This is a genomic window from Streptomyces sp. NPDC107528 (assembly GCF_055639295.1).
The window spans coordinates 540,270-559,047 of sequence record NZ_JBVKAV010000006.1 but is presented as its reverse complement, the minus strand read 5'-3'; the positions used below and the strand labels follow the sequence as shown (position 1 = coordinate 559,047).

Annotated in this window: 15 protein-coding genes; 9 read left to right on the top strand and 6 right to left on the bottom strand. The window is 69.4% G+C overall.

Annotated features, from left to right (window positions below; genetic code table 11):
- Window positions 1–366 precede the first annotated feature (366 nt).
- From ACZ7L5_RS22350 to ACZ7L5_RS22330, 5 genes are all read left to right on the top strand, one after another.
- Window positions 367–1,071, top strand: coding sequence for a response regulator (locus ACZ7L5_RS22350; protein ID WP_363043603.1), 705 nt, complete (start codon window positions 367–369; stop codon window positions 1,069–1,071).
- 135 nt (window positions 1,072–1,206) lie between these two features.
- Window positions 1,207–2,625 carry an extracellular solute-binding protein gene (locus ACZ7L5_RS22345; RefSeq protein ID WP_471518457.1) on the top strand — a complete coding sequence of 473 codons (1,419 nt, stop codon included), beginning with the start codon at window positions 1,207–1,209 and terminating at the stop codon, window positions 2,623–2,625.
- Between the two features lie 10 nt (window positions 2,626–2,635).
- The gene (locus ACZ7L5_RS22340; RefSeq protein WP_383247618.1) at window positions 2,636–3,571 is read left to right on the top strand and encodes a carbohydrate ABC transporter permease; all 936 of its coding nucleotides are present in this window, start codon (window positions 2,636–2,638) and stop codon (window positions 3,569–3,571) included.
- Window positions 3,572–3,577: 6 nt separating this feature from the next.
- A complete protein-coding gene (locus tag ACZ7L5_RS22335) occupies window positions 3,578–4,417 on the top strand; it encodes a carbohydrate ABC transporter permease (RefSeq protein WP_471518456.1) in 840 nt (279 codons plus the stop codon).
- A gap of 373 nt (window positions 4,418–4,790) precedes the next feature.
- Window positions 4,791–5,528 (top strand): XRE family transcriptional regulator, encoded by a 738-nt coding sequence (locus tag ACZ7L5_RS22330; RefSeq protein WP_384193523.1) that lies wholly within the window; start codon window positions 4,791–4,793, stop codon window positions 5,526–5,528.
- Between the two features lie 43 nt (window positions 5,529–5,571).
- Here the strand turns inward: ACZ7L5_RS22330 and ACZ7L5_RS22325 are convergent, their stop codons facing one another.
- The gene (locus tag ACZ7L5_RS22325; RefSeq protein WP_328879241.1) at window positions 5,572–6,597 is read right to left on the bottom strand and encodes an ATP-dependent 6-phosphofructokinase; all 1,026 of its coding nucleotides are present in this window, start codon (window positions 6,595–6,597) and stop codon (window positions 5,572–5,574) included.
- Window positions 6,598–6,780: 183 nt separating this feature from the next.
- On the opposite strand from ACZ7L5_RS22325, the gene pta reads away from it, so the two are divergent.
- From pta to pyk, 3 genes are all read left to right on the top strand, one after another.
- Window positions 6,781–8,883, top strand: a complete 2,103-nt coding sequence (gene pta, locus ACZ7L5_RS22320) for a phosphate acetyltransferase (protein WP_471518455.1) — start codon at window positions 6,781–6,783, stop codon at window positions 8,881–8,883.
- Window positions 8,880–10,109 (top strand): acetate kinase, encoded by a 1,230-nt coding sequence (locus ACZ7L5_RS22315; protein WP_471518454.1) that lies wholly within the window; start codon window positions 8,880–8,882, stop codon window positions 10,107–10,109. Before pta ends, ACZ7L5_RS22315 begins: the two co-directional genes overlap by 4 nt.
- Window positions 10,110–10,191: 82 nt before the next feature.
- On the top strand, window positions 10,192–11,622 hold the full coding sequence (pyk, locus tag ACZ7L5_RS22310) for a pyruvate kinase (protein WP_369273473.1): 1,431 nt from the start codon (window positions 10,192–10,194) through the stop codon (window positions 11,620–11,622).
- A gap of 223 nt (window positions 11,623–11,845) precedes the next feature.
- Here the strand turns inward: pyk and ACZ7L5_RS22305 are convergent, their stop codons facing one another.
- The 4 genes from ACZ7L5_RS22305 to ACZ7L5_RS22290 all read right to left on the bottom strand — a co-directional run bounded on the left by ACZ7L5_RS22305 (window position 11,846) and on the right by ACZ7L5_RS22290 (window position 16,184).
- Window positions 11,846–13,219, bottom strand: a complete 1,374-nt coding sequence (locus ACZ7L5_RS22305) for a hypothetical protein (RefSeq protein ID WP_471518453.1) — start codon at window positions 13,217–13,219, stop codon at window positions 11,846–11,848.
- Complete coding sequence (locus ACZ7L5_RS22300; RefSeq protein WP_471518452.1) at window positions 13,209–13,769, bottom strand: DUF6114 domain-containing protein; 561 nt, start codon at window positions 13,767–13,769, stop codon at window positions 13,209–13,211. Before ACZ7L5_RS22300 ends, ACZ7L5_RS22305 begins: the two co-directional genes overlap by 11 nt.
- A 141-nt stretch (window positions 13,770–13,910) precedes the next feature.
- A complete protein-coding gene (locus tag ACZ7L5_RS22295) occupies window positions 13,911–14,546 on the bottom strand; it encodes a DUF6230 family protein (RefSeq protein WP_328879247.1) in 636 nt (211 codons plus the stop codon).
- Window positions 14,547–15,209: 663 nt separating this feature from the next.
- Window positions 15,210–16,184, bottom strand: coding sequence for a tetratricopeptide repeat protein (locus ACZ7L5_RS22290; protein WP_471518451.1), 975 nt, complete (start codon window positions 16,182–16,184; stop codon window positions 15,210–15,212).
- Window positions 16,185–16,395: 211 nt separating this feature from the next.
- Here ACZ7L5_RS22290 and ACZ7L5_RS22285 point away from each other — a divergent pair, with 211 nt between their 5' ends.
- Entirely contained in the window at window positions 16,396–17,016 is a 621-nt protein-coding gene (locus tag ACZ7L5_RS22285) for a TetR/AcrR family transcriptional regulator (protein ID WP_328879249.1), read from the top strand.
- A gap of 12 nt (window positions 17,017–17,028) precedes the next feature.
- Here ACZ7L5_RS22285 and ACZ7L5_RS22280 read toward each other — a convergent pair whose 3' ends face one another.
- On the bottom strand, window positions 17,029–18,729 hold the full coding sequence (locus ACZ7L5_RS22280; protein WP_362380485.1) for an acyl-CoA mutase large subunit family protein: 1,701 nt from the start codon (window positions 18,727–18,729) through the stop codon (window positions 17,029–17,031).
- Window positions 18,730–18,778: the final 49 nt, after the last annotated feature.

Here is an 18,778-nt window from a genome sequence, read left to right as displayed (position 1 = left end):
CGAGCACCTGCCGGACGCGGAACAGTTGCCGGATACCGGGCCACCGCACGGCGGCGAAGCCTTGCCGGGCACACAGCCGCCTGACGGCGAGTACCTGCCGGACGCCGGACCGCTGCACGGCAGCGAGCCCCAACCGCATGCCCACTCCCTGCCGGACTCCGGCCCCCAACCCCGCGCCGAGGCCCGACCGGACGCCGGGCCCCAACCGGGCACGGACCCATTGCGGGGCACCTTGCCGGACACCGAGCCTGCGCAGCAGTCCCACCACCAGCCCCACCAGCCCCACCAGCCCCAGCGATCTCAGCAATCCCAGCAGTCCGAGCCCCGCCCGGGTTCCGGTGGTGCGGTGGTTTTGAGAGGTGACGTATGACGGCGTCGGCCGAGCAGGCGATTCGGGTCCTGGTCGTGGAGGACGATCCGGTCGCGGCGGACGCACACATGATGTACGTCGGCCGGGTACCGGGCTTCGTCGCCGTCGGCAAGGCGCACACCGGTGCGGAGGCGCGGCGCACGCTGGAGCGTACGCCGGTGGATCTGCTGCTGCTGGACCTGCACCTGCCGGATGTGCACGGGCTGCAACTGGCGCGGTCGCTGCGAGCGGCCGGCCACCACGCGGACGTGATCGCGGTGACATCGGCTCGGGATCTCGCCGTGGTCCGCGAGGGCGTGTCGCTGGGGGTCGTGCAGTACGTGCTGAAGCCCTTCACGTTCGCCACGCTGCGGGACCGCCTGGTGCGCTACGCCGAGTTCCATGCGGCGGTCGGTGAGGCCAGCGGACAGGACGAGGTGGACCGGGCCCTGGCGACACTGCGGGCACCGGGGCCGGCGGCGTTGCCGAAGGGGTTGAGCGGGCCGACGCTGGAGCGGGTGACCGGGGCCGTGCGGGAGGCCGAGGAGGGACTCACCGCGGCGGGGGTGGCCGAGGCCGTGGGGATTTCCCGGATCACGGCTCGGCGGTATCTGGAGCACCTGGTCGAGGCCGGGAGGGCCGAGCGGGCGCCGGTCTATGGGCAGGTGGGTAGGCCGGAGTTGGTGTATCGGTGGGTGCCGGGGGCGGGGTCGGGCCGGTAGCGACGTCACCCGGCCCGAGCACCTTCCCGATCCACCGCCCAATCCCACGCACACGCATTGACCTGACTAGACCACTCCTCTTAGGTTCACCGGGCAGACAACCCCAGGCCACAACGACGTAGGCCCCAGGAGGTCATGCCCGTGCGCCCCACCGCCCGCCCCGTCCGAGCCGCCCGAACCACCCTCCGAACTCGCCCCGCCCTCCCCGCACTCCTCGCCCTCACCCTCGCCGCCGCAGGCTCGCTCACCGCCTGTGGCGGAGGATCCGGCAGCGACCCCGACACCCTGAAGGTCTCCTTCAAGCAGTCCACGGACAACTCCATCAAGGTGATGGACACCTATCTCGCGGACATCAAGAAGCAGTTCGAGAAGGCGAACCCGGGCAAGAAGGTCGAGTTCGTGCCGATCAAGGCGCCGGACTCGGAGTACTACACCAAGCTCCAGCAGATGCTCCGCTCCCCCAAGACCGCCCCTGACCTGGTCTACGAGGACACGTTCCTCATCAACTCGGACATCACCAGCGGGTACTTGAAGCCGCTCGACCCCTACCTCGCCAAGTGGAAGGACTGGGGCCAGTTCATCGACACGGCGAAGGCGGCGGCCAAGGGGGAGGACGGGAAGACGTACGGCATCCCGGACGGGACGGACACGCGGGGCCTGTGGTTCAGCAAGGACATCTTCAAGAAGGCCGGTCTGCCCGCCGACTGGCAGCCGAAGACCTGGGACGACGTCCTCGAAGCCGCCCGAGCGATCAAGAAGAAGGTCCCGGGTGTCACCCCCCTCAACGTCTACACCGGCAAGCCCGCCGGCGAGGCGGCGACCATGCAGGGCTTCGAGATGCTCCTCTACGGCACGAACGACGGCACCACGGACCCGCTCTACGACAAGGCGTCCAAGAAGTGGATCGCCGGCAGCCAGGGGTTCAAGGACGCCCTCGGGTTCGTGGAGACGGTCTACAAGGAGAAGCTGGGCCCGGACGTCTCGGACGCCCTCGACCCCAACTTCGGTACCCGTGTGCGCGGTGAACTGCTCCCCGAGGGCAAGCTCGGCATCGACCTCGACGGCTCCTGGCTCCCGCAGGACTGGCTGGAGGGCAGCGGTCACGAATGGCCCGAGTGGTCGCAGAAGCTGGGTCTCGCCCACATGCCCACCCAGAACGGCCAGGCCCCCGGCAAGGTGAGCATGTCCGGCGGCTGGACCTGGTCGATCCCGGCCAAGGCGGGCAACCCCGACCTGGCCTTCGAGTTCGTCAAGACGATGCAGACCAAGGCGAACGCCCAGAAGTGGTACATCGCCAACTCGGGTATCGCGGTGCGCAAGGACGTCGCGGCCGATCCCGCGTACGTCGACGCCCAGCCCGGCATCAAGTTCTTCACCGACCTCGTCGCGTCGACGCACTACCGGCCCGCCTACCCGGCGTACCCGAAGGTGTCCACCGCGATCCAGGAGGCGATGGAGGGCGTGACGACGGGCGACGCCTCGGTCGAGGACGCGGCCAAGTCGTACGACGAGGAGCTGAAATCGGCGACGGACGGCCAGGTGATCGAGAAGTGAGTCACCCCTCATGAAGACCGCCACCGGCCCCGGCCTCGCGAAGAGGCCGGGCCGGGCCCCCGCACCGGCCACGCCGGGCGCCCGCCCTCGTCACGTCCCGTTCCTACGGGCCCTGCCCGTCACGCCCGCCGTCGTCCTCCTGCTCCTCTTCCTCGCCGGCCCCATCGCCTACTGCGCCTACATCGCCTTCACCGACCTCCAGCTCACCGGCCAGGCCGAGGACTCGTTCGTCGGTTTCGACAACTTCCGTGCGGCGTTCGACGACGAGGCGTTCCGCAACGCGGTCTGGCTGACCCTCGTCTTCACCGTCATCTCGGCCCTGCTCGGCCAGAACACCCTGGGCCTGGCCCTGGCCGCGCTGATGCAGCGGGCGTCGAAGCCCGTTCGCACCCTGGTGGGGGCCGTCGTCATCACGGCGTGGGTCCTGCCGGAGGTCGTCGCGGGCTTCCTGCTCTACGCCTTCTTCCGCCGCGAGGGCACCCTGAACGCGATCCTGGACTGGCTCCATCTCCCCACCCAGAACTGGCTGTTCACCCTCCCGATCCTGGCGGTGTCGTTCGCGAACGTCTGGCGTGGCACCGCCTTCTCGATGCTGGTCTACTCCGCCGCGCTGAACGAGATCCCCAAGGAGATCACCGAGGCGGCCGAGGTCGACGGCGCCGGCGGCTGGCGCCGCATGTGGCACATCACCCTTCCGATGATCCGCCGCTCCATCGGCACCAACCTCATGCTGATCACCCTCCAGACCCTGTCCGTCTTCGGCCTGATCTGGGTGATGACCAGGGGCGGTCCGGGCGGCAAGAGCCAGACACTGCCGCTGTTCATGTACGAGGAGGCGTTCCAGAAGAGCATGATCGGTTACGGCACGGCGGTCGCCCTCCTGCTCCTGGTGGTGGGCTCGTTGTTCTCGGTGGTCTACCTGCGTCTGCTGCGAACGGAGGTGTGACGCCCGATGCCCCGCACTCTCTCGTCCCGACGCACCTCGCACCGCCTGGCTGCCGACGCCGGCCTCCTGGTGGTGGCCGCGGCCTTCGTGCTCCCGCTGGCGTGGGTGCTCCTCTCCTCGCTGGACACGGACGCCAACCTCCAGGTGAAGGTCCCGGACGGTGTCACGCTGGACAACTTCGACGCGGTCCTCACCCCGGAGATCACCTTCACACCGCTGCTCAACAGCCTGCTGCTGTGCGGCGGGGGCACGGCACTGACGGTCGCGTGCGCGGCGCTCGCCGCCTACCCGCTGTCACGGTTCCGGTCCCGCTTCAACCGCCCGTTCCTGCTCACGATCCTGTTCGCGACGAGCCTGCCGATCACGGCGATCATGGTGCCGGTGTACGCCCTGTTCGTGCAGGTGAACCTCATCGACACCATGGAGGGGACGATCTTCTTCTTCGCCGCCTCCCAACTGCCGTTCGCCATCTGGCTGATGAAGAACTTCATGGACGGGGTGCCGAAGGAGCTGGAGGAGGCCGCCTGGACGGACGGGGCGTCGTCGCTCCAGTCGCTGGCGCGGATCGTGCTGCCGCTGATGGGGCCCGGTGTGGCGGTGGTGACGGTGTTCTCGTTCGTGATGATGTGGGGGAACTTCTTCGTCCCGTTCATGCTGCTGCTCACGCCGGACCAGATGCCGGCCGCGGTGAGCATCAACGAGTTCTTCGGGAATCGGGGGACGGTGGTGTACGGGCAGCTGGCGGCGTTCTCGATCATCTACTCGACGCCGGTGATTCTGCTCTATGTGCTGGTGGCGAGGCGGCTGGGCGGAGGGTTCGCGTTGGGCGGGGCGGTCAAGGGGTAGGCACGTCCCGCGCGCGGCGAGCGTCGGGATTGAGCCGCCTGCCGTCCACCGCCACGGCGCCGGTACCCTCGCCGTCGGACGTACTCACCTTCGACGCCCGCCCGCACGCCCGACACCCACGCCATGCCATCCCGGCGCACCGCCGGCGGACATCTGAAGATCGATACCGCCCGGCGCCTGCGAATATGCCCACCGAGGTTGCCATTCATGGCATGCCACCGACCGTCGGAGCGATCACCCGCCCATCGCCCGCGCAGCCCGTGACGACCTCCGCCGGGCGTCGAACTCGCCGGTAGCCGTAGCTTCCTACAATCCGTGATCCTGGCTGAACAGACCGTAGTCACCCCACTCCGGCCGCCCTACGTTGTGCCCCGTGCGCCGACCCCAAGCCCAACCGAACCAGCCCCCCAACCGCTCCAGCCGCCGTACCCCGCCCACTCCCCCCTTCAACGCCCCCGCCGCCCGCAGGCTGCGCGCCGCTCTCAACATGCGGCCCGAGCACGTCGCCTACGGCATGCGAACCTCGTACGGACTCCCCTACGTCACCGAGGACCTCGTCATCGCCTGGGAACGTGAGATCGCCTCACCGGACAACAGCGAGCTGACCGCTCTGGCGGGCGTGCTGTGGTGCTCGCCCAGTGAACTGCTCGGCAAGCCTCGGACCTTGCGCGAACACCGCATCGCCCGCGGCCTCGCCCCCGAGGACGTGGCCCGTACCGTCGGGCACGACCTCGGCACGTACCTGCGCATGGAGGAGAGCGACGACTGGCAGGGCACCGACCGGCAGTCCGCCGCCCTCGCCGAGACCCTCGGCCTGACGGTGCCGGACTTCATCACCGTCACCGGCCGGGACGCGAAGCTCGCCGACTTGCTGCGCAGTGCCGTGACGACGCGCTGGCAGGCGTATGTACGCCCCGTCGGGAAGATGGTGCCCCTGGACCGGCGCGTCCTGGAGGACGCCCTTCAGGAGCTGCACCAGAACTACCAGGGGCAGATGACCGCCACGCTCAGCTGGGGCGGGGGCGGCAGTGACTCAAGCGCGGCCGGCCGTGAGTTCCTGGACCGGATCGTGGAGCACTTCTGGAGGACCGTCCAGGGGGATGCCCCCTGACGTCTCAGTGATTGCTCTCCAGGTGCGGCTTCAGCAGATCGATCTAGAACACCGACTCCGCCTCTTCCATGCGGTCCTTCGGCACCGTCTTCAGTTCGGTCACCGCCTCCGCAAGCGGCACCATGACGATGTCGGTCCCGCGCAGCGCGGTCATCCTGCCGAACTGGCCCTGGTGGGCCGCCTCCACCGCGTGCCAGCCGAAGCGGGTGGCGAGGACGCGGTCGTACGCCGTGGGCACACCGCCGCGCTGGACGTGGCCGAGGATGACGGGCTTGGCCTCCTTGCCGAGGCGGCGCTCCAGCTCGAAGGCCAGCGCGGTGCCGATGCCCTGGAAGCGCTCGTGGCCGAACTGGTCGATGTCGCCCTTGCCGTAGTCCATGGTGCCGTCGGCCGGGTGGGCGCCCTCGGCGACGCAGATCACCGCGAACTTCTTGCCGCGCGCGAAGCGCTCCTCGACCATCGAGACGAGGAGGGCGGGGTCGAAGGGGCGCTCGGGCAGGCAGATGCCGTGGGCGCCCGCCGCCATGCCGGACTCCAGCGCGATCCAGCCGGCGTGGCGGCCCATGACCTCGACGACCATCACGCGCTGGTGGGACTCGGCCGTCGTCTTCAGCCGGTCCATGGCCTCCGTGGCGACGCCGACCGCGGTGTCGAAGCCGAACGTCCGGTCCGTGGACGAGATGTCGTTGTCGATGGTCTTCGGTACGCCGACCACCGGCAGGCCGGCGTCCGACAGCATGCGGGCCGCCGTCAGCGTGCCCTCGCCGCCGATCGGGATCAGCGCGTCGATGCCGAAGTCGCGGGCGATGTCGGGGGCGCTCTCGCAGGCCTCGCGCAACCGGTCGCGCTCCAGCCGGGACGAGCCCAGGATCGTGCCGCCGCGGGCCAGGATGCCGCTGACCGCCTCCAGGTCGAGGCTGCGGTAGTGGCCGTCCAGCAGGCCCGCGTACCCGTCCTCGAAGCCGATCACCTCGTCGCCGTACTGTGCGACGGCACGGTGCACGACCGACCGGATCACGGCGTTCAGGCCGGGGCAGTCGCCGCCTGCGGTGAGAACTCCGATACGCATCGTGCTGTGTCTCCTGCTCGCTGTTGATACCGGTGAGCCAGTCCGATTGTTTCATGTCCCGAGGGGTATGTCGGGCCCACGAACCTGACGGGCGCCTTATCTACCGGCAAGGGTATTGTCAAGAGGGTTTCGCTCACCCTGGTGGGCGATTTTGCGGCCCCCCAGACGAAACGGAGAGCACGCGTGACGCGCAGCGTGTACGTGACCGGCATCGACCGCGGCGACGGCCGCCAGATCGTCGAACTGGGAGTGATGGAGCTCCTGACCCGGCAGGTCGACCGGGTGGGGGTGTTCCGGCCGCTGGTCCACCACGTCCCCGACCGTCTGTTCGAGTTGCTGCGCGCCCGCTACCGCCTCTCACAGGACCCGGCGACGGTCTACGGCATGGACTACCACGAGGCGTCCGCCCTGCAGGCCGAGCGCGGCACGGACGAGCTGGTCTCCACGCTCGTCGACCGCTTCCACGCCGTCGCCCGCGCATACGACGTGGTCCTCGTCCTCGGCACCGACTACTCCGACACCCAGCTCCCGGACGAGCTCTCCCTCAACGCCCGGCTCGCCAACGAGTTCGGCGCGTCCGTGATACCCGTCGTGGGCGGCCGCAAGCAGGCCGCCGAGTCGGTGCTCGCCGAGACGCGCAACGCCTTCCGGGCATACGAGGGCCTGGGCTGTGACGTGCTCGCCATGGTCGCCAACCGGGTCGCCCGGGACGACCGGGACGAGATCGCCCAGGCGCTGCGGTCGCGGCTGCCGGTGCCCTGCTACGTCGTCCCGGACGAGCCCGCCCTCGCCGCGCCGACCGTCTGGCAGATCGCCCAGGCCCTGGACGCGAAGGTCCTGCTCGGCGACGACTCGGGGCTCGCGCGTGACGCCCTCGACTTCGTGTTCGGCGGCGCCATGCTGCCGAACTTCCTCAAGGCCCTGACCCCGGGCTGCCTCGTCGTCACCTCGGGCGACCGCGCCGACCTGGTCGTCGGCTCGCTGGCCGCGCACAGCGCCGGCACCCCGCCGATCGCCGGCCTCCTGCTCACCCTGGACGAGCGCCCCGGCGACGAGATCCTCACCCTCGCCGCCCGCCTCGCCCCGGGCACCCCGGTGCTCTCGGTGCCCGGCTACAGCTTCCCCACCGCGGAGCAGCTCTTCGCCATGGAGGGGAAGTTGAACGCGGGCACCCCGCGCAAGGCGGAGACCGCCCTCGGCCTCTTCGAGCGGTACGTCGACACCGGCGACCTGCTGAAGCGGGTCTCGGCGCCGAGCAGCGACCGGCTCACGCCGATGATGTTCGAGCACAAGCTGCTGGAGCAGGCCCGCTCGGACATGCGCCGCATCGTGCTGCCCGAGGGCACCGAGCCGCGCGTTCTGCACGCCGCCGAGGTGCTGCTGCGCCGCAATGTCTGCGACCTCACCCTCCTCGGGCCGGTCGACCGGATCCGCAAGCAGGCCGCCGACCTCGGCATCGACCTGGGCGACACCCAGCTGATCGACCCGGCGACCAGCGAGCTGCGCGACACCTTCGCCGAGAAGTACGCCCAGCTGCGCGCCCACAAGGGCGTGACCGTGGAGCTGGCGTACGACGTCGTCTCCGATGTGAACTACTTCGGCACGCTGATGGTGCAGGAGGGCCTCGCGGACGGCATGGTCTCCGGGTCCGTGCACTCCACGGCGGCGACCATCCGGCCGGCCTTCGAGATCATCAAGACCAATCCCGACGCCGACATCGTCTCGTCCGTCTTCTTCATGTGCCTGGCCGACCGCGTACTCGTCTACGGCGACTGCGCCGTGAACCCCGACCCGAACGCCGAGCAGCTGGCCGACATCGCCATCCAGTCGGCGGCCACCGCCCAGCGGTTCGGCGTGGAGCCGCGCATCGCGATGCTGTCGTACTCGACGGGTACGTCCGGCTCGGGCGCCGACGTCGACAAGGTGCGCGAGGCGACGGAGCTGGTGCGCGAGCGGCGGCCCGACCTGAAGACCGAGGGGCCGATCCAGTACGACGCCGCCGTCGAGCCGTCGGTCGCGGCCACCAAGCTGCCGGAGTCCGAAGTCGCCGGCCAGGCAAGCGTGTTGATCTTCCCGGACCTCAACACCGGCAACAACACCTACAAGGCCGTACAGCGCTCGGCCGGCGCGATCGCGGTGGGCCCGGTGCTGCAGGGTCTGCGCAAGCCGGTCAACGATCTGTCCCGGGGCGCCCTGGTCCAGGACATCGTGAACACCGTGGCGATCACCGCCATTCAGGCCCAGTCCCCCGCCCTGTCCCCCACCGAGAAGGCCACCGCCCAGTGACCGCGACCCGCGTCCTCGTCCTCAACTCCGGCTCCTCGTCGGTGAAGTACCAGCTGCTCGACATGCAGGGCAGCAGCCGGCTGGCCGTGGGCCTCGTCGAGCGCATCGGCGAGGAGACCTCCCGGCTCAAGCACACACCGCTGGCGAGCGGCGGAGAGGCCCGCGAGTGGACCGGGCCCATCGCCGACCACGACGCCGCCCTGAAGGCCGTCTCGGCGGAGCTCGCCAAGGACGGCCTCGGGGTCGACTCGCCCGAGCTGGCCGCGATCGGCCACCGGGTCGTGCACGGCGGCAAGCAGTTCACCGAGCCGACCGTCATCGACGACGCCGTACTCGCCGAGATCGAGCGGCTCATCCCGGTGGCCCCGCTGCACAACCCGGCCAACCTCACCGGGATCCGTACGGCCATGGGGCTGCGCCCGGACCTGCCCCAGGTCGCCGTCTTCGACACCGCGTTCCACACCACGATGCCGGAGTCGGCCGCCCGCTACGCGATCGACGTGGAGACCGCCGACCGGCACCGGATACGCCGGTACGGCTTCCACGGCACCTCGCACGCGTATGTCTCCCGGGCCACGGCGAAGCTGCTGGGCAAGGCGCCCGAGGACGTGAACGTCATCGTGCTGCACCTCGGCAACGGCGCGTCCGCGTCCGCCGTACGGGGCGGCAAGTGCGTGGACACCTCCATGGGGCTGACGCCTTTGGAGGGGCTCGTGATGGGTACGCGATCCGGTGACACCGATCCCGCCGTCATCTTCCATTTGGCGCGTGTTGGCGAAATGTCCATCGCGGAAATCGACACTCTTCTCAACAAGAAGAGCGGATTGATCGGCCTGTGCGGCGACAACGACATGCGGGAGATCCGCCGGCGGATCGACGAAGGTGACGAGCGGGCCCAATTGGCCTTCGACATCTACATTCACCGACTGAAGAAGTACATCGGCGCCTATTACGCGGTGCTCGGCAGGGTGGACGCGATCGCGTTCACGGCCGGCGTCGGCGAGAACGCGGCACCGGTGCGGGAAGCCGCCGTGGCGGGCCTGGACCAACTGGGCCTCGCGGTGGACGCCGGGCTGAACGCCGTACGCGGTGACGAGCCGCGGCTGATCTCGCCCCCGGGCGCGCGGGTGGCGGTCGCGGTGGTGCCGACGGATGAAGAACTGGAGATCGCGACGCAGACCTACGCACTGGTCGGGGAGAACACCGTTGAAGCAACGGCCGAGTAACACGGCTGAGCATTACACAGCTCATTTGTATCTTCCGCCAGACGGAATATTCCGCGGCGAAACAAACCGATAGGATCGTCCCATGCGCCGTTCGAAAATCGTCTGTACTCTCGGCCCCGCGGTCGACTCCCATGAACAGCTCGTCGCGTTGATCGAGGCGGGCATGAATGTGGCCCGCTTCAACTTCAGCCACGGCACGCACGAGGACCACCAGGGCCGCTACGAGCGGCTCCGGGCCGCCGCCCAGGAGACCGGGCGTGCCATCGGCGTGCTCGCCGACCTGCAGGGCCCCAAGATCCGCCTGGAGACCTTCGCCGAGGGCCCGGTCGAACTGGAGCGCGGTGACGAGTTCGTCATCACGACCGAGGACGTCCCGGGCGACAAGTCCATCTGCGGAACCACCTACAAGGGCCTGCCGGGCGACGTCTCGCGCGGCGACCAGATCCTCATCAACGACGGCAACGTCGAGCTGAAGGTCCTGGACGTCGAGGGCCCGCAGGTGCGGACGATCGTCATCGAGGGCGGCGTCGTCTCCGACCACAAGGGCATCAACCTGCCCGGCGCGGCCGTGAACGTGCCGGCGCTGTCCGAGAAGGACGTCGAGGACCTGCGGTTCGCGCTGCGCATGGGCTGCGACATGGTCGCGCTGTCCTTCGTCCGTGACGCCAACGACGTGCAGGACGTGCACAAGGTCATGGACGAGGTCGGCCGCCGCGTCCCGGTCATCGCCAAGGTGGAGAAGCCGCAGGCGGTGGCGAACATGGAGGACGTCGTGCTGGCGTTCGACGCCGTGATGGTCGCGCGTGGCGACCTGGCCGTCGAGTACCCGCTCGAGAAGGTCCCGATGGTGCAGAAGCGGCTCATCGAGCTGTGCCGCCGCAACGCCAAGCCGGTGATCGTGGCGACCCAGATGATGGAGTCGATGATCACCAACTCCCGCCCGACCCGCGCCGAGGCCTCCGACGTGGCCAACGCGATCCTGGACGGCGCCGACGCGGTCATGCTGTCCGCGGAGTCGAGCGTGGGCGCGTACCCGATCGAGACCGTCAAGACGATGTCGAAGATCGTCACCGCGGCCGAGCAGGAGCTGCTGGCCAAGGGCCTGCAGCCGCTGGTGCCGGGCAAGAAGCCCCGCACCCAGGGTGGTTCGGTGGCCCGTGCCGCCTGCGAGATCGCCGACTTCCTCGGCGGCAAGGGCCTGGTCGCCTTCACCCAGTCCGGCGACACCGCCCGCCGCCTGTGCCGCTACCGCGCGGCCCAGCAGATCATCGCGTTCACCACGGACGAGTCCACGCGCAACCAGATGACGCTCAGCTGGGGTGTCGAGCCGCACGTCGTCCCGTTCGTCAACAGCACCGACGAGATGGTCGACCTGGTCGACCAGGAGATCGTCAAGCTCGGGCTGTTCAACGAGGGCGACATCGTGGTCATCACCGCCGGCTCCCCGCCCGGCGTCCCCGGCACCACCAACATGGTCCGCGTCCACCACCTGGGCGGCCGCCCGCGGGACTGACCGCACGGGCCGCTCCGAGGCCCTGCTACGACATGGAGGGCGCCCCCTGCCGGCAGGGGGCGCCCTCATCCGTGTGTGCGCACAGGTGGCTCAGCCCTTCGTACATCGCCGGCACCTGACGGGGTGCACAGCCGTGGCCCGGCCCTCGCTTGGAGGACCGGCCCACGGCCGGTTGTGCGGCTCCCGAACGGGTCTGTGGGGGCGTCTGATCGAGGCGCCCGGCTCAGTCGGTCGTGAAGTTGTGCAGGCCGGGCACGTGCAGGGTGCCGCCGAACTGGCCGGCCTGGGTGACCTTCACCTTCGTGAAGTAGATCAGCGGGATGTTCAGCGGCGGCGGGTGCTCCGGGTCGAACGTCACCGGGATCAGACCCAGCAGGTTGCCGGAGATGCTCTCGGTGTACATCACCGTCTTGCCGTTGCGGATCGTGGACGTCGAGCCCTCGGCCGCCTGCACGTGGTAGGTCTTGCCGGACTGCTTGTCCTTGACCGTCTGGTGCAGGTCGCCGATGTCGGTGCCGTCGGAGATGACGTACTTCAGCACCTTCTTGGTGGTGCCGTCGGCCGTCTTCACCTTGACGATGCCCTGGTAGTCGGCGCCCTTGAGCAGCAGCGAGCTGGCGTTCAGGAACCACGGGTCGTCGGGCAGCGGCACGGGGTTGTCGACGCCGCCCTCCTCGTCCGTGGCGGCCGGGCAGTTCTCCGGGTCCGTGGTGGAGCTCGCGGACGGGCTCGGCGTGGCGGTGGCCTCGTCGGCCGCCTCCTGGGCCGCCTCGGTGGTGTCCTCGGCCGCCTCGGACGCCTTGTCGGTGGCGCCCTCGACGGTGTCCTTCACCGCGTCGGTGGCCTTGTCGGCGGTCTCCTTGACGGGGTCGGACGACTCGGAGGTGTCCTTGCCGGACGTGCCGGAATCGGCAGATCCGGAGGACGTCTCCTCGCTCGCGCTCGCGGAGGGCGTCGGCGTCGGGCTCGCGGACTCCTCGTCCTTCGCACCGCCCGTGAAGATGCCCTCGATGGCGTCGCCGATGTCCTCCAGCACGTTGCCGCCGCTCTCGGACGGCGAGGGGGACGCCGTGGCCGAGTCGCCGGACTGGGCCTCGCCCGCCTTGCTCGGCGACGGGGTCGGCGTGGGCTCGGCCGCGTCGTCGGAACCTGAATCCGACGAGGAGGAGTCGCCCGCGGAGTCCGAAGAACCCGACGTGTCGGAGGAGTTGTCCGAGGAGCCGGAGGAGGCCGACGGAGTCGGCTCGGCCGTCTCGTCCTTCTCTTCCGTCTTGTCCTTGTCCGTGGACTCACTCGCGCTGGGGGACGCGGACGCCGAGGCGTCGTCCTCCAGTGCCGCCACGCACTCCTTGTACTCGTCCGCGGTGAGGCTGTTGGACGTCGGCTTGGTGGCGTTGTCGCTGTCGGCCTGCGCGAGCGTGGGCGTGAAGCCCATGCCCATAAGGACCGCCGTCGGCATCGCCGCCAGGGCTATCGCCTTGCCTGCCGGCATCTGGAACCTGGTGAACAGCGGCTTCTTGGGCGCCGCGTGACGCGGCCCGGTTCTCACACGGGACTTGTCCACCTCAGTCCCGTGGGTCACCTCGTCAGCCGGCACTGTGCCTCCCGTTCGCCCCGTTCGCCGGGCTCGTTCCTGACAGATCGTTCGGCTCGCCCACCACGGGCTTGAGGATCGTGGTGTCGGGGTCCGCGGCACCCGCGGGTGCGCTCTCCCCGCCCGTCGCGTCCGGCTGTGCCGGCTGCGCGTCAAAGTCCCGGGCGGGCACCCACGACACGGCCATGGCCCCGCCGACGAGGGCGAGGAGGAAGCCGATCAGGAAGCCGCCGAGGTTGGACAGCGGGATGGACACCAGCGCCAGCAGGATCGCCGCGACGCCCGCGAAGGTGCGGACGTGCTTCTGGAACCAGAGAGTGAAGCCGAGGACGACGAGCAGCACACCGATGATCAGGGAGCTGGAGCCCCCCGCGGTCTGCATCGCCAGCGTCAGGTGGCCGATCTGAAGGTTCGCGTATGGGAAGTAGGCGATGGGGAGTCCGCCGAGCATGACGAACAGACCGGCCCAGAACGGCCGCGTACCCCGCCAGGCGGCGAACTGCGTCCTGCGGTGGGCGAACTGGCCGGATACGGCAGGAGTCTCGGCGCTCATGGAAAACAGCTCCCTGCTACGGCTTGCTGTGATGGTGGTGCGGTGGTGGTGAGTTGTGGTGCGTGTGACCGCTTGTGAAGAAAGCGGGCGGAGAGTGGACGGGCGGGGGCGCCATCGGCTCCCCCGCCCGTCAGTGAGTGCTTAGTAGCACTCCTTGACACCCGTCGACAGCGACATCTTCAGACCGCTGAGCTTGAAGGTTCCGGCGGTGGTCGCCCACGCCGTCTGCTTCACGTTGCTCAGCGTGGCCTTGTCGGCCTGCTGGGCGAAGCCGAAGGGGTTGGCCTGCTCGCCGCCGCCCTTCATGCCCGGACCCTTGTTGGCGTCCTTCGCGGCCACACCGATGTCGATGTTCTCGAACGTGGCGTCGGCCTCAAGGTCGGCCACGTCGATGTACAGGTTCTTGGCCTCGACCGGCTTGTCACCCTGGCCCGCCCGAAGGATCAGGCTGACACTCCCGAGGATCGGGATGTCCGGGGTGACGACGGACTGGCACATGTTGGTGATCGTCGCGGACTCGAACCCCGAGACGGCGACGGGGTGAACCGTCTTCTTGCCGGAGAGCGTGTAGCCCTCGTCAAGAGCGCCGTACTGCGAGAAGCCATTACCGACGAGCTTGTCGGTCGTGACCTTGAACGACTGCCCGGAGACACTGAACGACGCGGCGAGAGCGCCCTGCGCGAGGGCGACACCTATCGCAGCCGTGGCGGCGACGCTGGGCACCATGACCACAGCGAACCGCTTCCATCTGGTCCCGCCACGCACCTGGGACTCCATATTTCCTCCTTCTCGGACGTACATCTCCTGGCCCTGGCTGCCACTGTCAGCTCGACGGCTCAGCCGGGCAGGGATGGGAGAAGTGCTACGTCCTCGGGAAGGAGAGCGCCCGTCCTCGGAGGCGCGAACCGCGCACCGATCACCGGCGATCACCCCCGAGCGACAACCACTGGTCGCGCCTGACACGCATCACGCACAACCTTGCTGGACAGGCTTCGCCGGGTGGGCGAAGACCCCCCTGTCCAAGAGCCGGCGCCACTGCCGCCGACTCTGCTCGGTGGGGACCCAGGAACTCCCGTGACCCAACCGGCTGTCGGGGTGCGGGAATGGACCGAGCGTGGCCGATCGTGGTGCATTCTCGCCGCCCGCACAAGGGGCTTCGTTACTCGGTAGTAACGGGCGGATAACCGAACAACGACCTGCCGGTCTCGGACAGCGACGCAGGGTGGTGTCGGGCGACCGGACAAGTCCATTAATCACCGGACAGATTCCGACAGAATGACGGCTTCGACTTACCCGCAGTAACTGCGGCCGCGATTACCAAGATTTGGTAAAGCGCGGCCGCTCTGATGCCCTCCAGGGCAATCCCTTCACTCGGGCAACACGTGCCCTCGCGTTTAGTTACTGGTCAGAACGGGGCCACCGCCCCGCTCGAAGCCCCGGTCAGAACAGGGCGCGGGCCAGTGCCCTGCGGGCCGCGGCCACGCGCGGGTCCTCGCCGCCCACGACCTCGAAGAGCTCCAGCAGCCGGAGCCGTACGGCGTCCCGGTCGTCACCCACAGTGCGCTGCACGGTCTCGATGAGCCGTCCGAAAGCGTCCTCGACATGGCCGCCCACCAGGTCCAGGTCGGCGGCGGCGATCTGCGCCTGCACATCGGCCGGCTTCTCGGCGGCGTCCTTGCGCACCTGCTGGGGGTCGAGACCCTGCACGCGCTGCAGCAACTCGGCCTGCGCGAGACCCAGTTTGGCCTCCATGTTCGCCGGGTCCTCGCTCAGCACGTTCTTGTAGGCCTGGACGGCACCGCCGAAGTCGCCCGCGTCCAGGGCCTGTACGGCGGCCTCCAGCAACGCGTCGTACGGGCCGGCCGGCGCGGCGGGAGCGGACTGGGCGCCCCCGGGCTCGGCGTCCTGGTCGACGGTGAGACCGGTCAGGCCGAAGCGCTGCTCGGCGACGGCGACGAGCTGGTCCAGCGTCTCGCGGATCTGCGCCTCACTTGCGGCGCCCTGGAAGAGCGGCAGCGCCTGTCCGGCGACGACGGCGAACACGGCCGGAATCCCCTGCACGCCGAACTGCTGCATCAGCATCTGGTTGGCGTCGACGTCGATCTTGGCGAGCATGAACCGCCCGGCGTACTCAACGGCGAGCCGCTCCAGCAGCGGGCTGAGCTGCTTGCAGGGCTCGCACCACTCGGCCCAGAAGTCGATGACGACGGGCACCTCGGCGGACCGCTGCAGGACGTCCCGCTCGAACCCCGCCTCATCCACATCGATGACGAGGTCGGCGGGCGACACGGCCCCTCCCCCGCCCTGCCGGGCGGACTCGGCACGTGCCTGCTCCGCCTTCGCCTTGGCCTCCTGGGCCGCCTTCACCGCGGCGAGGTCGACGACTCCGCTCATGGACATGTTCCGTGGCTGCATGCGTCTATCCTCCCCCGATCCGCCCGCGCATGTGAAAAACGGTCCGAAAGCCGGTCCGGTCCGCTGCTGTTCGACGCCGGGTCCCCACCCGCGTCAGTGGTCATCGCTTTCGCTACGACTCGTAGCGTAATGGCAGAGCGGGGTTCCGGAACACCACCATCCCGTGATCTCCCTCACGACCACACAGGAACCCCCCGGATATGGTCATGGGATGCAGAGCCGCACCACCGCCCCCCGTCCCGGCCGCCCGCGCAGCGCCGCCGCGGACGCCGCGATCCTGGCTGCGACGCGCGAGGCTCTGGTCGAACTGGGCTGGTCCAAGCTCACTTTGGGAGACGTGGCAACACGCGCGGGGGTTGCAAAGACGACGCTTTATCGCCGCTGGTCCGGCAAGAACGAGCTGGTGGTCGACGCGGTGGCCGAGCTCTTCGACGAGCTGGAGCTCCCCGACCGCGGCTCCCTGGCCGCCGACATCGAGGGCGTGGTCCTGCAGTTCGCGGCGATTCTGGCCCGCCCGGAGGCCAAGAGCGGGCTGATGGCGGTGGTCGCCGAGTCGACGCGCGACGACGCCCTGCGCGAGCGCATCCGCCAGTCCATCGTCGAGCGCCAGAAGGGCCTGGTCCTGCAGGGGCGCTGCCGGGCCCAGGAACGCGGCGAGCTCCCCCCGGAGACGGATGATCCGGAGGAAGCCGCGCGCACCGTGGACCTGATCTTCGACGTGGTGGCAGGTGCGGTGGTGCACCGCACCCTGGTCAGCGCGGAGCCGGCCGACGAGGAGTGGGTGCACGGCTTCACGCGCGTGCTGCTCCTCGGCCTCACCGGCGCCGCGTAGAGCTGTGCGGGGTCAGAACCCCGGCGGCTCCGTGTACACCCCCCACTCGTCCCGCAGCACGCCGCAGATCTCGCCCAGCGTCGCCTCGGCCCGAACCGCGTCCAGCATCGGCTCGATCATGTTGGACCCGTCGCGGGCGGCGGCGATCATCGCGTCGAGCGCGGTGCGTACGGCCGCGTCGTCCCGGGCGTCACGGCGGGCGCCCAGCACCCGTACCTGCTCCCGCTCCACCTCGTGGCTGACCCGCAGGATCTCCAGGTCGCCGGTGACGGAGCCGGTGTGGGCGTTGACCCCGACGACCCTCTTGTCGCCCTTCTCCAGCGACTGCTGATACCGGAACGCCGACTCGGCGATCTCCCCGGTGAACCAGCCGTCCTCGATGCCCCGCAGGATCCCGGACGTGATCGGCCCGATGGGGTGCCGGCCGTCGGGGTGCGCCCGCAGCCCGCGCTCCCTTATCTGCTCGAAGATCTTCTCGGCGTCGGCCTCGATGCGGTCGGTCAGCTGCTCGACGTACCACGCACCGCCCAGCGGGTCGGCCACGTTGGCGACCCCGGTCTCCTCCATGAGGACCTGCTGGGTGCGCAGGGCGATCTCGGCGGCCTGCTCGGAGGGCAGGGCGAGCGTCTCGTCGAGGGCGTTGGTGTGCAGCGAGTTCGTCCCGCCGAGCACGGCGGCGAGCGCCTCCACGGCCGTACGGACGACGTTGTTGTAGGGCTGCTGGGCGGTCAGCGAGACACCGGCGGTCTGCGTGTGGAAGCGCAGCCACTGCGCCTTGTCGCTCTTCGCCCCGTACACGTCCCGCATCCAGCGCGCCCAGATGCGGCGGGCGGCCCGGAACTTGGCGATCTCCTCGAAGAAGTCGAGGTGCGCGTCGAAGAAGAAGGACAGTCCGGGGGCGAACACGTCGACGTCCAGGCCGCGCGAGAGCCCCAGCTCGACGTACCCGAACCCGTCCGCCAGCGTGTACGCCAGCTCCTGCGCGGCCGTCGCTCCGGCCTCGCGGATGTGGTAGCCGGAGACGGACAGCGGCTTGTAGGCGGGGATGCCGGCCGCGCAGTGCTCCATGAGGTCGCCGATGAGGCGCAGGTGCGGCTCGGGCTGGAAGAGCCACTCCTTCTGGGCGATGTACTCCTTGAAGATGTCGGTCTGCAGCGTGCCGTTGAGCACAGCCGGGTCGACACCCTGGCGCTCGGCGGCCACCAGGTACATGCAGAAGACGGGCACGGCCGGTCCGCTGATGGTCATGGAGGTCGTCACGTCACCGAGCGGGATGTCCTTGAACAGGACCTCCATGTCGGCGGCCGAGTCGATGGCGACCCCGCAGTGCCCGACCTCGCCCAGCGAGCGCGGGTCGTCGGAGTCGCGGCCCATGAGTGTCGGCATGTCGAAGGCGACCGAGAGACCGCCTCCGCCGTTGCCGAGGATCATCTTGTACCGCTCGTTGGTCTGCTCGGCGTTCCCGAACCCGGCGAACTGCCGGATGGTCCACGTCCGCCCTCGGTAGCCGGTCGGATACAGCCCGCGCGTGAAGGGGTACTCCCCGGGCCATCCGATCCGCTCGAAGCCCTCGTACCTGTCCCCAGGCCTGGGCCCGTACACCGGCTCCACGGGGTCCCCGGAGAGCGTGGTGAAGTCGGCCTCGCGCTTGCGCGAAGCGTCGTAGCGGGCCTGCCAGCGACGGCGGCCCTCCTCGATGGCGTCAGCGTCCATGCTTCAAATTTACTAGGACGTCCAAGTAAATGTCGATGGCAGACCGCCG

What these genes read in the sequence shown, in the direction of transcription:
- ACZ7L5_RS22290 (WP_471518451.1), bottom strand. Translation starts at nt 16,184, where the DNA reads ATGCAGCCACGGAACATGTCCATGAGCGGAGTCGTCGACCTCGCCGCG.
- ACZ7L5_RS22300 (WP_471518452.1), bottom strand. Translation starts at nt 13,769, where the DNA reads ATGAGCGCCGAGACTCCTGCCGTATCCGGCCAGTTCGCCCACCGCAGG.
- pyk (WP_369273473.1), top strand. Translation starts at nt 10,192, where the DNA reads ATGCGCCGTTCGAAAATCGTCTGTACTCTCGGCCCCGCGGTCGACTCC.
- ACZ7L5_RS22350 (WP_363043603.1), top strand. Translation starts at nt 367, where the DNA reads ATGACGGCGTCGGCCGAGCAGGCGATTCGGGTCCTGGTCGTGGAGGAC.
- ACZ7L5_RS22345 (WP_471518457.1), top strand. Translation starts at nt 1,207, where the DNA reads ATGCCCGTGCGCCCCACCGCCCGCCCCGTCCGAGCCGCCCGAACCACC.
- ACZ7L5_RS22335 (WP_471518456.1), top strand. Translation starts at nt 3,578, where the DNA reads ATGCCCCGCACTCTCTCGTCCCGACGCACCTCGCACCGCCTGGCTGCC.
- ACZ7L5_RS22285 (WP_328879249.1), top strand. Translation starts at nt 16,396, where the DNA reads ATGCAGAGCCGCACCACCGCCCCCCGTCCCGGCCGCCCGCGCAGCGCC.
- ACZ7L5_RS22295 (WP_328879247.1), bottom strand. Translation starts at nt 14,546, where the DNA reads ATGGAGTCCCAGGTGCGTGGCGGGACCAGATGGAAGCGGTTCGCTGTG.
- ACZ7L5_RS22340 (WP_383247618.1), top strand. Translation starts at nt 2,636, where the DNA reads ATGAAGACCGCCACCGGCCCCGGCCTCGCGAAGAGGCCGGGCCGGGCC.
- ACZ7L5_RS22280 (WP_362380485.1), bottom strand. Translation starts at nt 18,729, where the DNA reads ATGGACGCTGACGCCATCGAGGAGGGCCGCCGTCGCTGGCAGGCCCGC.
- ACZ7L5_RS22325 (WP_328879241.1), bottom strand. Translation starts at nt 6,597, where the DNA reads ATGCGTATCGGAGTTCTCACCGCAGGCGGCGACTGCCCCGGCCTGAAC.